Genomic DNA, 17506 nt, shown 5'->3' on the forward strand with positions numbered 1-17506 from the left:
CCTCTCCCTGTGGGAGAGGGCATCAGACGGCACGAATGCCCAACAGTGAAGACGCCCCCGCCTTACCGCTCAGCAGTTCTTCTGTTTTTCCATCCCACAAAATACGCCCTTCGGCAATCACTACCGATCGCGGGGCGATGCGGGCAGCATCCTCAATACTGTGTGAAACCATCAGCATCGTCAGCTGCTGGCGCTGACAAACGTCCTGCACCAGGGCGAGCATCTCCTGGCGCAGCGCGGGATCGAGCGCCGAGAACGGCTCATCCAGCAGCAGGATCGGCTGCTCGCGGACCAGACATCGCGCCAGCGCCACGCGCTGACGCTGGCCGCCGGAAAGCTCGCCCGGGAGCCTGTCGATGAACTCGTTGATCCCCATCTGGGCGGCAATGATCTCCAGCTTCTGGCGCTGGGCATCGTTCAGCCTGAGTCCCGGATGCATTCCCAGCGCGATGTTTTGCCGCACCGTCAGGTGGGTAAACAGGTTGTTTTCCTGAAACAGCATTGAGACCGGACGTTTTGCGGGCGGCGTGTGGGTATGATCTTGATTGTTAATGACGATCGCACCGCTTGCCGGCTGCAGAAAACCCGCAATCAGATTAAGCAGCGTGCTTTTTCCCGCGCCGCTTGGGCCAAGCACGGCGATCATCTCCCCCTGGCGCACGGAGAGCGTGAAGCGCATCGGCAGATGCTGGTAAAGCCAGGTTACATCAGTCAGTTTTAACATCACGCCCCGGAAGTTTTTCGATAACGGTAAATAAGGCAAAGCACAGCAGCAGCAGCAGCAGCGCGGTGACCGCGCCGTCCTGACTGCGATAAGAGCCGATCTGCTGATAGAGCCAGTATGGCAGCGTGCGGAAATCGTCATTGCCAAAGAGAGCCACCACGCCAAAATCCCCAATCGACAACACGCAGGCAAACGCCAGCGCCTGCGCCAGCGGGCGTTTTAGCGCGCGGAGTTCGACCACCCTCAGCCGCTGCCAGCCCTGCATACCCAGCGACTGGCACAGCAAACCGTAACGGCTGTTGACGTCGCGCATCGGGTTTTCCAGCACCTTAAGCGCGTAGGGGATGGCCATTAAGGCGTTGGTAAAAATCACAATGCCATCGGCGCTTTCCGGCAGGCCGATGGTGCTGTTGAACAGTAAAAAGAAGCCCGTCGCCAGCACGATGCCCGGCATCGCCAGAATCAGCATGCCCGTCAGCTCCAGCATTTGCCCGGCCTTACGGGCCTGCCGCGCGTAGAGTTCGCGGCTGCTCCACAGCAGCATCATGGTCAGCATGACGCACAGTAACCCTGCCGCCAGCGCGATACGCAGCGAGGTCCATGTCGCCTGCCAGAGGATGGGCTGTTGCAGGACGGAGATGAGATTGAGGTTCAGTCCGTCAACGATAACGGCCATCAGCGGCGGCAGCAGAAGCAGGAGCGCCAGCGCGATCAGGATAAAATCGATAACGCGGCTGTGCAGGCTGTCCTGCGGATCGCGCCAGCCGGTTATTTGATTACTGCCAGCGGGAATGGCTTTACTCAGCCGCTGGCTCACCAGCACCAGCACAAGGCAGCACGCCATCTGCACCATCGCCAGCAGCGCGGCGCGACCGGGATCGTAGTCGTAACTCAGCGCCTGATAAATCGCCAGCTCAATGGTGGTGGCCTGCGGCCCACCGCCGAGCGACAACACGGTGGCAAAGCTGGCAAAGCAGAGCATAAAGATTAACGCCGCGACGGGCGGGATCTGGCGGCGCAGCCACGGCCATTCGACAAAGCGGAAGAACGACACGCCGCGCATGCCGAGCTGGGCGGCAACCTGACGCTGCTCGCCGGGAATGTTCTCCAGCGCCTGCAAAAAGAGGCGGGTTGCCATCGGCATATTGAAAAACACGTGCGCCAGCAGAATGCCCTGCAGGCCGTAAGGAGAGAATGACCATTCCAGACCAAGCTGGTCGAACAGCGAAGCCAGCCAGCCCTGGCGACCGTAAACGCTGAGGATGCCAAATACCGCCACCAGCACGGGCAGGATCAGCGTCATGGCGCACAGGCGCAGCAGTGCCAGCCTGCCGGGAAAACGCCGCCGATACAGGGCGCGCGCCAGAAAAATGGCCGGAATCACCGACAGCAGGGCTGAAAGCGACGCCTGCCAGAAGGAGAACCGGATAACGTGCCAGAGGTAGCTGTCGTGCCAGAGGGCGAGCAGGTCGCTCTCTGGCGCGTTGAACCACAGTGCAAGAAAAGCCCCCAGGCTGACCGCCACCATCACTGTGGCGGCGAGCAGCCCGGGAAGTAACCAGCCGGGAATCAACGGCTGACGGCGCGTTGCCATTCACTTACCCATGCTGCACGCTGCGCGGCGACCTGCTGCGGCGTAAACTCCAGCGAGGTGTTTGGTTTGGTCAGCTGCTCGAAACCTACGGGCAGGGTAACGTTAGTGACCGGATACATCCAGTTGCCTGCGGGAATCGCATTCTGGAACGCCGGTGAAACCATAAACTTCAGGAACTTCTCGGCCAGCTCCGGCTGTTTGCTGGCAGCGGTACGCGCGGCCACTTCCACCTGCAGATAGTGCCCTTCAGCAAAATCAGCGGCAGCGTAGTTATCTTTCTTCTCGGCGATAATGTGGTAGGCCGGAGAGGTGGTGTAGCTCAGCACCAGGTCGCTTTCGCCTTTCAGGAACAGGCCATAGGCTTCGCTCCAGCCTTTGGTGACGGTGACGGTTTTAGCGGCCAGTTTCTGCCACGCCTCCGGCGCTTTATCCCCATAAACCTTTTGCATCCACAGCAGCAGGCCCAGGCCTGGCGTACTGGTGCGCGGATCTTCATAAATCACGCGCCATTTCTGGTCACTTTCCACCAGCTCTTTCAGGCTCTTCGGCGGGTTTTTCAGCTTATTTTTGTCGTAAACAAAAGCAAAGTAGCCATAGTCGAACGGCACAAAGGTGTCGTTTTTCCAGCCGCCCGGCACGTTAACGGCATTTGCCGCTACGCCGCTTTTGGCAAACAGTTTGGTTTGCGAGGCGGCTTCCAGCAGGTTGTTATCCAGCCCGAGCACCACGTCGGCCTTGCTGTTTTTCCCTTCCATACGCAGACGGTTGAGCAGCGACACGCCATCTTCCAGCGCCACGAACTTCAGCTCGCAGTTACAGTCCGCTTCAAAGGCTTTTTTAACCACCGGGCCAGGGCCCCAGTCGGCAGAGAAGGAGTCATAGGTGTAGACCGTCAGGACGGGCTTCGCAAAAGCAGGCAGCGCAAACAGCGCCAGCAGGGGAAGAACTTTTTTTAACACTTTGCACCTCAAAGTTGAGTGGCAAAGGATTTTGAGCAACAGCCTCAAATCCCTTCGCCGGCGTTATCCGGATCAGGTTCGACGGGTATTATCTCAGCGCACATCTTTGATGCAGCACCCCGTTGAGAACGGCGCTATTGTAATGATTTGGTGAATATTACGAAAGCGTTATGGCTCCGGCGGCGCAAACCAGGCGGATTTAAAATCAAACCAGCCCAGGGTGTTCATCCGCAGGCCGCGCATGCTGCGCTGGCCCTGGATCATCAGCCAGTGGTGGATCAACGGGACGATCGCCTGCTCGGCCAAAAGCTGCTGGCACCAGGCTGCAAGATTCATTTCGCCCGCGCGCCACAGGGCGGCATCCTGCTGCCAGTCACGGTCGATGCAGTGCTGGATCAGCGGGACTTCATACAAATGCGAGAAAAGGGAAAAATCGAGCGGCAGGGTAAAGTTGGCGCTGTTGAGCCAGATATCACTGGCGATCTCCCCCTGATGCCATTCGTCATAGTCTACTTCCCTGACCTCTAACCTGACCCCCTCGGCTGCCAGCAGCCGGGTCATGATTCTGGCGATAAAACGATGCTCCACGTGTTCGCGGTAGTAGGTCAGGGAGATGGACTCCAGCCCGGCGGGTTTGTCGCAGTGCACCGGGCGGGCGTGGTGCCAGCGCGGAAGCAGGCCGTACGCCGGGAACCAGTATGTCTGGTACTGCTCTTCCGCATGGTAGATCAGATTGGAAGGGGACAAAACGTGGCTGACCCACCTGCGGACGGCCTGGTTTGCCCCACGGTGGGTGCGGCGGTCAAACAGGAGATAGTAACACCCTTCCTCCAGGCGACTCTCCACGGCTTTTTCTCCCGTGGTGGGGCCTTCCAGCGTCAGCCCGCAGCTCAGGTCTTCATTGAGATCCGGCAATACCCAGACGTTCACTTCGTCGATCAGCGCCCGATAGCCAAAGTAGTCGTCGAACGCGCGGATTTTCAGCTGGTTGCTGTTATTGCGGGACACGGAGTAAGGCCCGGTACCAATCGGCAGGCTGGCAAAGTTGTTCATTGATTCCCACTCGCCGGGCAAAATCATCGACGGCACATAGCCCAGCAGCCAGGGAAGCCACTTATCCTGCTGCGACAGCTCGATATCCAGCGTCCAGGCCGTGGGCGAGTGGACGCGGGAGATATGCGAGTAGAGCGGTAGCCTGCGGGCACGTTCCAGAGAGGCGATGACGTCGTGCATTTCCAGCTCGCGGCCGTGGTGAAAGTGGATGCCGGGGCGTAAAAAAAAGCGCCATTGAAGCGGGGAAACCTGCTGCCAGTGGTGCGCGATATCCGCCTCCAGTTCCCCGTTTTCCTCATTTATCCGCGTCAGGCCGCTGAAGATTTGCCGGGCCATGTGGGTTTCAGAGCGGCGTAAGGCCGTGCCGGGCAACAGATTTTTCATCGGACGGTAGTAGAGCACCCGCAGAATGTGTCGGCCCTGACGAAAGCTGCGCCCGAGGTGGGAAACCAGCATCTGGCGCACGGCGGCTTTGTCGCCCACCAGCTGTACCAGCTGATCGATGCGATCCTGCTCGAGCAGATCTTCCGCGCGCTGCTGCTGCAGCGCCAGTCCGGTATAGAGGAAAGTCAGCCGCGAGCGTTTGCCGCGTCCCGCCTCCGCTTCCCAGCTTAACCAGCCCTGCTGCTGCATGGTGTTGAGCAGCGTGCGCATATGGCGGCGGGAGCAGCTAAGCAGGTCAGCCAGCTCGTTGAGCGTGGTCTCCTGCGATTGCCCCTCGCAGCACTGCCAGAGGCGGATAAACTGTTGTTGCAGACGACCGGAAGGCATAAAAGGGGAACTCCTGACAAAAAAACAGCAATTTATTTTTCCCTATATTAGGCCAATAATTCTCCCCGATGAAGCGAGGAGGTAAATTATGAAGAGGTCTACCGCACGTCAGTTTTATCAGCAGTACTTTTCAGCGACAAAAGGATCGTCCTGGCTGGCCCGCCGGTGTGCTGAGCAACGGCTGAAAACGTTAGAAGAATTGATGCAGTGGGACGTTACAGCCCCGACCTCTTCCCGCTAACTCGCCTCGATCATGTGTGACTGAGTATTGGTGCTTATCACCCGCCAGCAAAATGTTTTTGCTGGCTTTTTTCGTTTACTATTCACTCAATTTCGATTCGCTTTCACAAGGACTTGCGCATGCTGTGGTTGATGACGATGGGGCGACGCCTGAACGGTGTGTATGCCGCTTTTATGCTGGTGGCCTTTATGATGGGCGTGGCGGGGGCGCTGCAGGCGCCGACGCTGAGCCTGTTTCTCAGCCGTGAGGTAGGGGCGCAGCCGTTTTGGGTCGGCCTGTTTTACACCGTTAACGCCATTGCCGGGATCCTGGTCAGCCTCGCGCTGGCGAAACGATCGGACAGCCAGGGCGATCGCCGCAGGCTGATCCTCTTTTGCTGCGCCATGGCCGTGGGTAACGCGCTGCTCTTTGCCTTCAACCGTCATTATCTGACGCTCATTACCTGCGGCGTGCTGCTAGCGTCGCTGGCGAACACCGCCATGCCGCAGCTGTTCGCGCTGGCCCGTGAATATGCGGATAACTCGGCGCGTGAAGTGGTGATGTTCAGCTCGGTGATGCGCGCCCAGCTTTCGCTGGCGTGGGTCATTGGCCCGCCGCTGGCCTTCATGCTGGCGTTGAACTACGGCTTTACCGCCATGTTTTCCATCGCCGCCGGGATTTTTGTCATCAGCCTGGCGCTGATTGCCTTCGCGCTGCCGTCCGTGGCGCGCGTCGAACAGACGACGGATAAACCTGTCACCGAGGTGAGCGGCTGGCAGGACAAAAACGTCCGCATGCTGTTTATTGCCTCCACGCTGATGTGGACCTGCAACACCATGTACATCATCGATATGCCGCTGTGGATCAGCAGCGATCTGGGCCTGCCGGACAAGCTCGCGGGGATCTTAATGGGAACTGCCGCCGGGCTGGAAATTCCGGCAATGATTCTGGCGGGTTACTACGTTAAGCGGTTTGGAAAGCGCAGGATGATGATCGTCGCCGTGGCGGCCGGGGTGCTGTTCTACGCGGGGCTGATCCTTTTCCATTCGCGGGAAGCGTTGCTGGCTCTGCAGCTGTTTAACGCCGTGTTTATTGGGATTGTTGCCGGGATAGGCATGCTCTGGTTTCAGGATCTCATGCCCGGCCGTGCCGGCTCGGCGACCACGCTTTTTACCAACAGTATTTCAACCGGAGTGATTCTGGCTGGCGTGATTCAGGGGGCGCTGGCGCAAAGCTATGGGCATGCGTCTGTCTACTGGATGATTGCGGCGCTATCCGTCGTGACGCTCCTGCTGACCTGCCGCGTAAAAGACGTGTGATCGGATGAGTGAAACGGAGCCCGGGAACGCCGGGCTCTGCGAACCGTTTTATTCTGAATACTGATATTTACGCTGTGCGCGTAGCGTCAGGTACATATGAACGAGGCCCATGAAACCGTGTGCCCAGAAGTATGTCTCGATAAAGACCGTCAGAAATTTATGCAAATCCAGGACGGATTCCGTGACGGACGAAACCGGCCCGAGCGTGGCGTTCAGCACGAACCAGGCCGCGCCGCAGAGTGCAACGCCCAGCAGCGCCAGCACGCCCAGACCTTGCACCGTTGCCGCCATACCGCCAGCATGCGCGTCAGGAAGCTGACGCTGCGCGAGGGTGCGAATATCGTCAACAATTCCGCGAAAATCCAGCGCCAGCCAGGCGAAGTAATACTTAAATCCGCGCTGGGTTAGCATCCATGCCATCATGGCAATGCCACAAAAAATTAAACCAAATCCGGAGATAACATGGATCCAGGTGACGATTCCGTTCAGCCCGGATTCGTGGAGGGCTTCACTTTCGGTGAAATTAGAATTGATAATCTGGGCCAGGACCAGTACGGCCACAAGAATGTGCAGTATGCGAAGAAAAGGCGTTTCTTTATGGGGAAGCGTATCGCGTAATGTTGGTTTCATCGCATTTTACCTCAATAATGAGAGAGCTGATGCGATGCAGTGTGACGCAGATTAATTAACGAAACCTTAACGATCGCTTGCGTCACACTGTATTTATGCGTTTCGATTAGCGGGCAGGATCAATATGCGTCATCACGTTCAGCACATTGAATTTTTGCATCACATTATTTCTGGCATTCACGGCAATCTGATGTCCTTCTTTTACGCTTAATTCGCCGTTTACTTCCAGATGAACATCGACAAGGGCTAAATCACCCATCTTGCGGGTTTTTAAATCATGGAGTCCGGTGACGCCCTCGGTTGCAAGAAGACACGTTTTGATGTCGTGCTCCAGTTCGGGCTCAAGCGAGCGGTCCATCAGATCGTGCAGGGCATCGGCAGCAAATTTGTAACCCATGTGGGCGATGAATACTCCGACAATCAAGGCCGCAATGAGGTCCATCGCGTGAAAACCCACTAAATTCCCGGCAATGCCGATGGCGACAACCACTGACGACGCTGCATCAGAACGGGCATGCCAGGCATTGGCTATCAGCAGCGAGGACTGAATACGTTTTCCCGTGGCAAACATGTATCGGAACAAGCTTTCCTTTACCACCAGCGCCAGAATCGCCACCCACAACGCGGCCCCTTTCACCAGCTGATGCGTATCGGGGTGAAGCAGTTTATTCCCTGCGGACCAGAGCATCCCGACCCCCACAAGCAGCAGAATAGCGCCAATAATGAGCTTTGCACCGTTTTCGAAACGCAGATGACCGTAATGATGATCGATATCAGAGGCTTTCTGACTCTTTTTATTCGCAACCAAAACGACAAAGTCGGAGGATAAATCGGAAAGAGAATGAATCCCATCAGCAATTAAACCTTGTGAGCCGGAAAATATTCCTGCAAGTATCTGAAAGGCAGTGAGTAAACTATTTATTATTACGCTTACTAATGTGCATTTATGTATTTCCCGAGAACGGATATGAGACTCATTGCCATTTTTCTTTTCCATGATTTTTTCCGCTGCCAGCTGATTGAGCGGTTATTCTGCGCAGGAAACATTAAATTGACATTAAATATAACGTCATTAGTGGCTGGGTTTGGGAAGTATTTACAGAAGGAGACGGGTATCAAGATAAAACGCGGCCTGCAGAATGGACTGCAGGCCGGAGGATTATTTCATAAATGCAGGTTGTTTGTTTTCGTAAGCGGCAATCGCCGCGTCGTGCTGGAGAGTTAAACCAATGCTGTCCAGACCGTTCAGCATGCAGTGACGGCGGAAGGCATCAATGCTGAAGCTGTAGGTCTTATCCCCGGCTTTCACCACTTCGGCTTCCAGATCCACTTCAAACGAAATGCCCGGATTCGCCTTAACCAGCGCGAACAACTCATCGACCTGTTCATCGCTCAGCGTGACGGGCAGCAGCTGGTTGTTGAAGCTATTGCCGTAGAAGATATCCGCGAAGCTAGGGGCAATGACCACTTTAAAACCGTAGTCGGTGAGCGCCCACGGCGCGTGTTCACGGGATGAGCCGCAGCCAAAGTTTTCGCGTGCCAGCAAAATGGAGGCGCCTTTGTATTCCGGGAAGTTCAGAACGAATTCCGGATTAGGCACTTCTCCCTTATCGTCCAGGAAACGCCAGTCGTTAAACAGATGTGCGCCGAAACCGGTACGCGTCACTTTCTGCAGAAACTGTTTTGGAATAATAGCGTCAGTATCGACGTTAGCGGCGTCCAGCGGGACAACACGGCCCGTATGTTGGGTAAATTTCTCTGCCATGATTGTCTCCTTATTTCAGGCTGCGAATATCGGCGAAATGGCCGGTGACTGCCGCAGCGGCGGCCATTGCCGGGCTGACCAGATGGGTGCGCCCACCGCGGCCCTGACGGCCTTCAAAGTTACGGTTGCTGGTGGAGGCGCAGCGCTCACCCGGATTCAGGCGATCGTTGTTCATGGCCAGACACATGGAGCAGCCGGGCAGGCGCCACTCGAAGCCCGCTTCGATAAAGATCTTATCCAGACCTTCGGCTTCCGCCTGGGCTTTCACCGGACCGGAGCCAGGTACCACCAGCGCCTGCACGCCTGGTGCCACTTTACGGCCTTTGGCAATCTCGGCGGCGGCACGCAAATCCTCGATACGGGAATTGGTGCAGGAACCGATAAAGACTTTATCAATGGTGACATCGGTCAACGGCACGCCAGGCTTCAGTCCCATATAGGCCAGCGCTTTTTCGGCACTGGCGCGCTCGACCGGATCGGTAAAGGATGCCGGGTCAGGGATATTGTCGTTAACGGAAATCACCTGGCCCGGATTGGTGCCCCAGGTCACCTGAGGCGCAATCTCTTCTGCCTGCAGCGTGACGACGGTGTCAAAGGCTGCGCCATCGTCGGTTTTCAGGGTTTTCCAGTACGCTACCGCGTCGTCAAAATTCTGACCTTTCGGCGCGTGCAGACGACCCTTCACGTAGTTGAAGGTGGTTTCGTCCGGCGCGACCAGACCGGCTTTTGCGCCCATCTCAATGGCCATATTGCACAGGGTCATGCGCCCCTCCATGCTCAGCGCCTGGATGGCTTCACCGCAGAATTCAACAACATGACCGGTGCCGCCCGCACTGCCGGTTTTACCGATAATGGCCAGCACGATGTCTTTTGCGGTAATACCCGGTGCGGCTTTACCCTTCACTTCAATCTTCATGGTTTTGGCGCGGCCCTGTTTCAGGGTCTGCGTTGCCAGAACATGTTCCACCTCGGAAGTGCCAATTCCGAACGCCAGAGCGCCAAACGCGCCGTGGGTCGCGGTATGGGAGTCCCCGCAGACGATCGTCATGCCCGGCAGGGTGATCCCTTGCTCAGGCCCCATCACGTGGACAATGCCCTGGTACGGATGGTTCAGGTCGTACAGCTCAACGCCAAATTCCTTGCAGTTCTTAATCAGCTCCTGCATCTGGATACGGGCCATCTCACCCGAGGCATTAATGTCTTTGGTCTGGGTGGATACGTTGTGATCCATCGTCGCGAAGGTTTTACCCGGCTGACGTACCGGACGCTTGTGCGCGCGCAGGCCGTCAAATGCCTGAGGAGAGGTCACTTCGTGCACCAGATGACGGTCAATGTACAGCAGCGGGGTTTCGTTCGGTGCCTCGTACACAACGTGCGCATCAAACAACTTTTCATATAACGTCTTAGCCATGATTACACCCCTTCAGCGACATAGCGGGCAATAATGTCGCCCATTTCATCGGTACTGACTGCCGCCGTGCCGCGTGCCAAATCACCGGTACGGACGCCTTCTTCTAACGCCCGGTTAATGGCGTTTTCAATTGCGGTTGCTGCATCGCCTGCATCCAGGCTGTAGCGCAGCAGCAGGGCCAGGGAGAGGATCTGCGCAATAGGGTTGGCAATGTTTTTGCCTGCGATATCCGGCGCGGAGCCGCCCGCAGGCTCGTACAGGCCAAAGCCTTCTTCATTCAGGCTTGCGGAGGGCAGCATGCCCATCGAGCCGGTGATCATCGCGCACTCGTCAGAGAGGATATCGCCGAACAGGTTGGAGCACAGCAGCACGTCAAACTGGGACGGATCTTTAATCAGCTGCATGGTCGCATTGTCGATGTACATGTGCGACAGCGCGACGTCCGGGTACTGCTTAGCGACTTCACTGACGATCTCGCGCCACAAAATGGAGGACTGCAGCACGTTCGCTTTATCAATGGAGGTTACTTTATGGCGGCGTTTGCGCGCCGACTCGAACGCGATGTGGGCGATACGTTCGATTTCGAAACGGTGATACACCTCGGTGTCGAACGCTTTCTCGTGTTGTCCGCTGCCTTCGCGGCCTTTTGGCTGACCGAAGTAGATCCCGCCGGTCAGTTCACGCACGCACAGAATGTCGAAACCGTTGGCGGCGATATCCGCGCGCAGCGGGCAGAACTCTTCCAGACCCTGATACAGCTTCGCCGGACGCAGGTTGCTGAACAGCTTGAAATGTTTACGCAGCGGCAGCAGCGCGCCGCGCTCTGGCTGCTCTGCCGGCGGCAGGTGTTCCCATTTCGGGCCACCGACGGAACCAAACAGCACGGCATCGGCATTTTCGCAGCCTTCCACGGTCGCTTTTGGCAGCGGCGTGCCGTGGTTATCAATCGCAATACCGCCCACGTCATAGTGGCTGGTGGTGATTTTCATCGCAAAACGCGCGCGAACGGCTTCCAGTACTTTCAGCGCCTGTGCCATCACTTCCGGACCAATACCGTCGCCCGGCAACACAGCAATATGGTAATTCTTCGACATTACACGGTTTCCTTGTTGTTCTCTTTATTCTGAGCTTTGCGTTGCAACTCTTTTTCGACTTCGGCGGCGCGCCAGATGTTGTTCAGAACATGCACCATCGCTTTCGCGGAGGATTCAACGATATCGGTCGCCAGGCCCACGCCATGAAAGCGGCGGCCATTGTGGGTAACAACAATGTCGACTTGACCCAGCGCATCTTTGCCGTGGCCCTTGGCCGTCAGGTCATATTTCACCAGCTCAACGTCATACTCGGTGACGCGATTAATCGCCTGGTAGATGGCATCGACAGGGCCGTTACCGTTAGCGGCCTCTGCTTTAATTTCATCCCCGCAGGCCAGTTTGACCGAGGCGGTGGCGATGTCGCTGGAGCCGGACTGCACGTTGAAGTAATCCAGACGGAAGTGCTCCGGCTCTTCCTGCTGCTTGTTAATAAAGGCCAGCGCTTCCAGGTCATAGTCGAACACCTGGCCTTTTTTGTCGGCCAGCTTCAGGAACGCGTCGTACAGCTGATCCATGTTGTAATCGCTGTCCTTATAACCCATCTCTTCCATACGGTGTTTAACCGCGGCGCGACCGGAACGGGAGGTCAGGTTCAGCTGTACCTGATTCAGGCCAATGGATTCCGGAGTCATGATTTCGTAGTTTTCACGGTTCTTCAGGACGCCATCCTGGTGAATACCGGAGGAGTGCGCGAAGGCGCCAGTACCGACAATCGCTTTGTTAGCCGGAATCGGCATGTTGCATATCTGGCTGACGGTCTGGCTGGTGCGCCAGATTTCGTTGTGATTGATGCGGGTGTGCACGTCCATAATGTCTTTGCGCACTTTGATCGCCATGATCACTTCTTCCAGCGAACAGTTGCCCGCGCGTTCACCTATACCGTTCATCGCGCCTTCTACCTGACGTGCGCCAGCGTGGACGGCGGCGATAGCATTACCCACGGCCAGACCCAAATCATCGTGGGTGTGGACGGAGATAATTGCTTTATCAATATTCGGCACGCGGTCATACAGGCCGGTGATGATGTTGGAGAACTCAAACGGCATGGTGTAGCCGACGGTGTCCGGGATGTTGATGGTTTTCGCACCCGCGTTGATGGCGGCTTCCACAACGCGTGCCAGGTCTTCGATTGGCGTACGGCCCGCATCTTCACAGGAGAATTCAACGTCATCGGTATAGTTGCGTGCGCGCTTAACCATGTAAACCGCACGCTCAATCACCTCATCCAGCGTGCTGCGCAATTTGGTTGCGATGTGCATAGGCGAGGTAGCAATAAAGGTGTGGATACGGAACGCTTCGGCGACCTTCAGCGACTCGGCGGCGACGTCGATGTCTTTCTCTACGCAGCGCGCCAGGGCACAGACGCGGCTGTTTTTAATGGTGCGCGCGATGGTCTGTACGGATTCGAAATCACCCGGGGAAGAGACAGGGAAACCGACCTCCATCACGTCGACACCCATTCGTTCGAGAGCCAGCGCGATCTGCAGTTTCTCTTTTACACTCAGGCTTGCCTGTAATGCCTGTTCACCGTCACGTAAAGTAGTATCGAAAATAATGACTTGCTGGCTCATGGGTTAGGTCCTTGTCAGTCTTAGGGCGCCTTGCTACGAGCATAAAAAAACCCGCGCAGTGGCGCGGGTTTTTAGTCTTACTGGTGACGATTCAACGCTGAATTTCGCCCGCCAGTCTACCGCGCACAGTGGATGCGTTTAGTAGTAGTAGACCGGTGAAACGAATGGTGCGTGTCATGAATCGTGCTCCGTTAAATTCAATATGCTTTTAGTGGTACTGGATACGGCTGTTCATGTCAACCCCTGAGGATGAAAACGGGCCCGACAGACGGAATCAACAGGATATTCACTTTAGCTAATTGTGCTGGTTTTAGCTTTCCCTGCCCGACTATTTGTCTAATTTTGGACTTAAAAAAAGAGTTGCAGAAACAAATGAATATAATTATTTAAAAATGAGTGAAATGTCTTGAAGGGGATGCTTTGTGCTTAAAGAGTTTGGATATCATTAAGTTATAAATGCAGTGAATCTATTTCGGAGTGCTAAAAAACGAACAGGGATAACAGGCTGTTAACTAATTGTAGGGAGATAGCAATAATAGTTTAATAATACTTAAGTCATCATTAACCTGATGGCAATTGTATATTTGTTTGGTTTATGGTTTCATTCAGATCCTAAAGTCAAACATATCTTTTTTGCTCATTAATTTTCGTTAGTATAGAGTCTTTATATATTCCGAATTTTAAATAATTCTCTTTCGCTGATCGTATTTGCATGATAAATCATATTTTTCGAGATTATTACAGTACGTTGGCAAAGGAGTGTAGCGTGACAGTGGAGTCAGAAGTGCCAGAAAATAATATTAAACAGTCTCAAGCTACTGATGGGATTAAACCGCAGTTACGCAAGGTGGATCTGAATCTTCTGACGGTGTTTGATGCGGTCATGCAGGAACAGAATATCACCCGCGCGGCTCAAGCGTTGGGGATGTCACAACCTGCGGTGAGTAATGCCGTTGCCAGACTTAAGCTCATGTTTAACGACGAATTATTTGTTCGCTACGGGAGGGGGATCCAGCCTACGGCACGCGCATTCCAGCTGTTCGGCTCCATCCGCCAGGCGTTGCAACTGGTCCAAAATGAGCTGCCGGGATCGGGCTTTGAACCTTTAAGCAGCGAGCGCGTATTTCATCTTTGTGTCTGCAGCCCATTAGATAATTATTTAACGTCAATTATCTATAATAAAGTTGAAGAGATCGCACCAAATATCCATCTTGTTTTTAAATCATCTCTGAATCAAAACACGGAACATCAGTTACGCTATCAGGAGATCGAATTCGTTCTGGGATATGAAGAGTTCCGTCGTCCGGAATTTTCCTGCGTGCCGCTGTTTAAAGATGAAATGGTTCTGGTCGCCAGTAAAAAACACCCGCGCCTGAATTCTCCGCTGCGAGAAAACGATGTTTATAACGAGCAGCACGCCGTTGTTGCGCTCGACAGATATGCTTCCTTTAGCCTGCCGTGGTATGACACTGCGGATAAACAGGCGAGCGTGGCTTATCAGGGCATGGCCATGGTCAGCGTATTAAACGTGGTTTCCCAGACACAGCTGGTGGCAATTGCGCCGCGCTGGCTGGCAGAAGAGTTTTCTGACCCTTTAAATCTGCAAATTTTGCCTCTGCCGCTCAAGCTAAATAGCCGTACCTGTTATCTTTCCTGGCATGAAGCGGCGGGCCGGGATAAAGGACATCAGTGGATGGAAGAGTTGCTGGTTGGCATCTGCCGCCGGTAAACGCATCAGGATAAATCGCATTGGTTTATGTGATTTATCCTGAGTTTTTTTGGATGCTTGCTATTTTGTTCTGTGAATATTTTTTTCTGACTGCTCTCCGGCGCGCAAAAATAGATGATTTCCTGCATTGTCGCGGTTTTCAGCGATGATTTATCACCCCATCCTCTATTCCCAGAGGAATTAACCATATCTTCTGATAACGGCTGCTTTTTCTGCTTTAAGCAGCGTTTATCTCACCGGGTTTGCTAATTGCCTGCCTCATAACGAGCGGTTAAGGTAAAGAACACTCTGCAAAATATAAGATTGGTTTATCCCAGTCGTAAGACGGTGCGGAAATGAATTCGGCAGTCCGTCTATAACAAAATGCCTGGAGGCAAAGCATGGAGATGTTGTCTGGCGCGGAAATGGTCGTTCGGTCGCTGATCGATCAGGGCGTAAAGCAAGTGTTCGGCTACCCTGGCGGTGCGGTCCTCGATATTTATGATGCGCTGCATACGGTTGGGGGCATTGACCATGTTCTGGTACGTCACGAGCAGGCGGCGGTACACATGGCTGACGGCCTGGCACGTGCGACGGGTGAAGTGGGCGTGGTATTAGTCACGTCCGGCCCCGGCGCGACAAACGCCATTACCGGCATTGCGACGGCCTATATGGACTCCATTCCGCTGGTGATCCTCTCCGGGCAGGTGGCAACCTCACTGATTGGCTACGATGCGTTTCAGGAGTGCGACATGGTCGGGATTTCGCGTCCCGTTGTGAAGCACAGCTTCCTGGTCAAGCAAACAGAAGACATTCCCGGCATACTGAAAAAAGCCTTCTGGCTGGCGGCGAGCGGACGCCCGGGACCGGTGGTGGTCGATCTGCCTAAAGATATTCTCAACCCGGCAAACAAGCTGACTTATGTCTGGCCGGAATCGGTCAGCATGCGCTCTTATAACCCCACAACGCAGGGGCATAAAGGTCAGATAAAGCGAGCGTTGCAAACGCTTCTGGCCGCCAAAAAACCGGTGGTCTATGTCGGTGGCGGGGCGATCAACTCTGCCTGTGAAGCCCAGCTTTGTGAACTGATTGAAAAGCTTAACCTTCCCGTTGCGTCGTCGCTGATGGGGCTGGGGGCGTTCCCTGCCACCCATCGTCAGGCGCTGGGGATGCTGGGTATGCACGGTACCTATGAAGCCAACATGACAATGCATCATTCCGATGTGATCTTTGCCGTCGGCGTGCGCTTTGACGATCGCACCACCAACAACCTGGCGAAGTATTGTCCGAACGCCACCGTGCTGCACATTGATATCGATCCAACGTCAATTTCAAAAACGGTGTCGGCTGATGTGCCGATCGTCGGCGATGCCCGTCAGGTTCTGGAGCAAATGCTGGACCTGCTGACCCAGGAGAGTGTAACCCAGCCGCTGGATGAGATCCGCGACTGGTGGCAGCAGATTGAACAGTGGCGCGCGCGTCAGTGCCTGAAATATGACACGCAAAGTGAAAACATTAAGCCGCAGGCGGTCATCGAAGCGGTGTGGCGACTGACGAAAGGTGAGGCGTACGTGACCTCAGACGTGGGGCAGCATCAGATGTTTGCCGCCCTGTATTACCCGTTTGATAAACCGCGACACTGGATCAACTCCGGTGGTTTAGGAACCATGGGCTTTGGTCTGCCTGCCGCGCTGGGCGTGAAGCTGGCGCTGCCGAATGAAACCGTCGTCTGCGTGACGGGGGACGGCAGTATTCAGATGAATATTCAGGAGCTGTCTACCGCGCTGCAGTATGAACTGCCGGTACTGGTGCTGAACCTGAATAACGGGTATCTCGGTATGGTCAAGCAGTGGCAGGATATGATCTACTCTGGCCGCCACTCCCAGTCCTACATGAAATCGCTGCCGGATTTTGTTCGTCTTGCTGAAGCTTATGGCCACGTAGGCATGCGGGTGACCGATCCGGCCGAGCTGGAAACGAAGCTCGCACAGGCGCTTGAGCACGTTAAAAACAACCGCCTCGTCTTTATGGATGTGATTGTTGATGGAACCGAGCACGTTTATCCGATGCATATTCGTGGTGGTGGTATGGATGAAATGTGGTTAAGCAAAACGGAGAGAACCTGATATGCGCCGGATATTATCTGTTTTACTGGAAAACGAGTCTGGCGCACTGTCGCGCGTCATTGGCCTTTTTGCGCAGCGCGGCTATAACATTGAAAGCCTGACCGTTGCCCCGACGGAAGATCCGACGCTGTCGCGCATGACGATCCAAACCGTCGGCGATGCCAAAGTACTTGAGCAAATTGAAAAACAGCTGCATAAGCTGGTCGACGTACTGCGCGTGAGCGAGTTGGGGCAGGGGGCCTACGTTGAACGTGAGGTCATGCTAGTGAAAATCCAGGCCAGCGGCTACGGGCGTGATGAAGTCAAACGCAATGCGGATATTTTCCGCGGACAGATTATCGACGTCACGCCTTCTCTTTATACCGTTCAGCTGGTCGGTACAAGCGACAAGCTGGATGCTTTCCTGGCGTCCGTGCGGGATGTCGCAAAAATTGTCGAGGTCGCGAGATCGGGGGTTGTGGGTCTGTCACGCGGCGAGAAAATCATGCGTTAGTTGTCAAAAAGGTTCGCCTCTTTCTGCCCGGTCACCAAAGCCGGGCTTTTTTTTGCGTAATCAGCCGA

At 55.0% G+C, this 17506-nt stretch carries 16 protein-coding genes and 1 riboswitch; of the genes, 5 read left to right on the forward strand and 11 right to left on the reverse strand.

The genetic code is table 11. The features are described from left to right. Positions 1-22: 22 nt before the first annotated feature. The 4 genes from thiQ to sgrR form a co-directional block, all read right to left on the reverse strand. On the reverse strand, positions 23-724 hold the full coding sequence (thiQ, locus tag ACMWLG_RS09535) for a thiamine ABC transporter ATP-binding protein ThiQ (protein WP_033144617.1): 702 nt from the start codon (positions 722-724) through the stop codon (positions 23-25). Continuing rightward, positions 708-2318 carry a thiamine/thiamine pyrophosphate ABC transporter permease ThiP gene (thiP, locus tag ACMWLG_RS09540; RefSeq protein WP_045400990.1) on the reverse strand — a complete coding sequence of 537 codons (1611 nt, stop codon included), beginning with the start codon at positions 2316-2318 and terminating at the stop codon, positions 708-710. The genes thiQ and thiP overlap by 17 nt, the downstream gene beginning before the upstream one ends. Next, a complete protein-coding gene (thiB, locus tag ACMWLG_RS09545; protein ID WP_045400991.1) occupies positions 2294-3277 on the reverse strand; it encodes a thiamine ABC transporter substrate binding subunit in 984 nt (327 codons plus the stop codon). Before thiB ends, thiP begins: the two co-directional genes overlap by 25 nt. 31 nt (positions 3278-3308) lie before the next feature. Next, positions 3309-3409: riboswitch (TPP riboswitch) on the reverse strand. Positions 3410-3445: 36 nt separating this feature from the next. Then, on the reverse strand, positions 3446-5101 hold the full coding sequence (sgrR, locus tag ACMWLG_RS09550) for an HTH-type transcriptional regulator SgrR (RefSeq protein WP_045619416.1): 1656 nt from the start codon (positions 5099-5101) through the stop codon (positions 3446-3448). 88 nt (positions 5102-5189) lie between these two features. Here sgrR and sgrT point away from each other — a divergent pair, with 88 nt between their 5' ends. Together sgrT and ACMWLG_RS09560 are read left to right on the forward strand one after the other, a co-directional pair. Continuing rightward, positions 5190-5342: a glucose uptake inhibitor SgrT gene (sgrT, locus tag ACMWLG_RS09555; RefSeq protein WP_032665133.1), complete on the forward strand. Its 153-nt coding sequence runs from the start codon at positions 5190-5192 to the stop codon at positions 5340-5342. Positions 5343-5461: 119 nt separating this feature from the next. Further along, the gene (locus tag ACMWLG_RS09560) at positions 5462-6640 is read left to right on the forward strand and encodes a sugar efflux transporter (RefSeq protein ID WP_045400996.1); all 1179 of its coding nucleotides are present in this window, start codon (positions 5462-5464) and stop codon (positions 6638-6640) included. A 48-nt stretch (positions 6641-6688) separates the two neighbouring features. Here the strand turns inward: ACMWLG_RS09560 and ACMWLG_RS09565 are convergent, their stop codons facing one another. The 7 genes from ACMWLG_RS09565 to leuL form a co-directional block, all read right to left on the reverse strand. Further along, entirely contained in the window at positions 6689-7270 is a 582-nt protein-coding gene (locus ACMWLG_RS09565) for a cytochrome b/b6 domain-containing protein (protein ID WP_045400998.1), read from the reverse strand. A 106-nt stretch (positions 7271-7376) separates the two neighbouring features. Next, complete coding sequence (locus ACMWLG_RS09570) at positions 7377-8267, reverse strand: cation diffusion facilitator family transporter (RefSeq protein ID WP_045401000.1); 891 nt, start codon at positions 8265-8267, stop codon at positions 7377-7379. Positions 8268-8429: 162 nt separating this feature from the next. Next, positions 8430-9035 carry a 3-isopropylmalate dehydratase small subunit gene (gene leuD / locus ACMWLG_RS09575; protein WP_039260825.1) on the reverse strand — a complete coding sequence of 202 codons (606 nt, stop codon included), beginning with the start codon at positions 9033-9035 and terminating at the stop codon, positions 8430-8432. 10 nt (positions 9036-9045) lie between these two features. Beyond that, positions 9046-10446, reverse strand: coding sequence for a 3-isopropylmalate dehydratase large subunit (gene leuC / locus ACMWLG_RS09580; RefSeq protein ID WP_045401003.1), 1401 nt, complete (start codon positions 10444-10446; stop codon positions 9046-9048). 2 nt (positions 10447-10448) lie between these two features. Next, entirely contained in the window at positions 10449-11540 is a 1092-nt protein-coding gene (gene leuB / locus ACMWLG_RS09585; RefSeq protein WP_023310385.1) for a 3-isopropylmalate dehydrogenase, read from the reverse strand. Continuing rightward, on the reverse strand, positions 11540-13111 hold the full coding sequence (leuA, locus tag ACMWLG_RS09590; RefSeq protein ID WP_029741222.1) for a 2-isopropylmalate synthase: 1572 nt from the start codon (positions 13109-13111) through the stop codon (positions 11540-11542). The genes leuB and leuA overlap by 1 nt, the downstream gene beginning before the upstream one ends. 91 nt (positions 13112-13202) lie before the next feature. Further along, positions 13203-13289, reverse strand: coding sequence for a leu operon leader peptide (leuL, locus tag ACMWLG_RS09595; RefSeq protein WP_071786497.1), 87 nt, complete (start codon positions 13287-13289; stop codon positions 13203-13205). A gap of 606 nt (positions 13290-13895) precedes the next feature. Between leuL and leuO the strand changes: the two genes are divergently transcribed. The 3 genes from leuO to ilvN all read left to right on the forward strand — a co-directional run bounded on the left by leuO (position 13896) and on the right by ilvN (position 17438). Then, the gene (gene leuO / locus ACMWLG_RS09600) at positions 13896-14840 is read left to right on the forward strand and encodes a transcriptional regulator LeuO (RefSeq protein ID WP_045401136.1); all 945 of its coding nucleotides are present in this window, start codon (positions 13896-13898) and stop codon (positions 14838-14840) included. Positions 14841-15220: 380 nt separating this feature from the next. Beyond that, on the forward strand, positions 15221-16945 hold the full coding sequence (gene ilvI, locus ACMWLG_RS09605) for an acetolactate synthase 3 large subunit (RefSeq protein WP_045401005.1): 1725 nt from the start codon (positions 15221-15223) through the stop codon (positions 16943-16945). A gap of 1 nt (position 16946) precedes the next feature. Beyond that, entirely contained in the window at positions 16947-17438 is a 492-nt protein-coding gene (gene ilvN, locus ACMWLG_RS09610; protein ID WP_023310389.1) for an acetolactate synthase small subunit, read from the forward strand. Positions 17439-17506 lie beyond the last annotated feature (68 nt).

The sequence above is a fragment of the Enterobacter sp. 01-M-02-SI-ECC genome (genome assembly GCF_047530595.1).
Taxonomy (GTDB): domain Bacteria; phylum Pseudomonadota; class Gammaproteobacteria; order Enterobacterales; family Enterobacteriaceae; genus Enterobacter; species Enterobacter cloacae_M.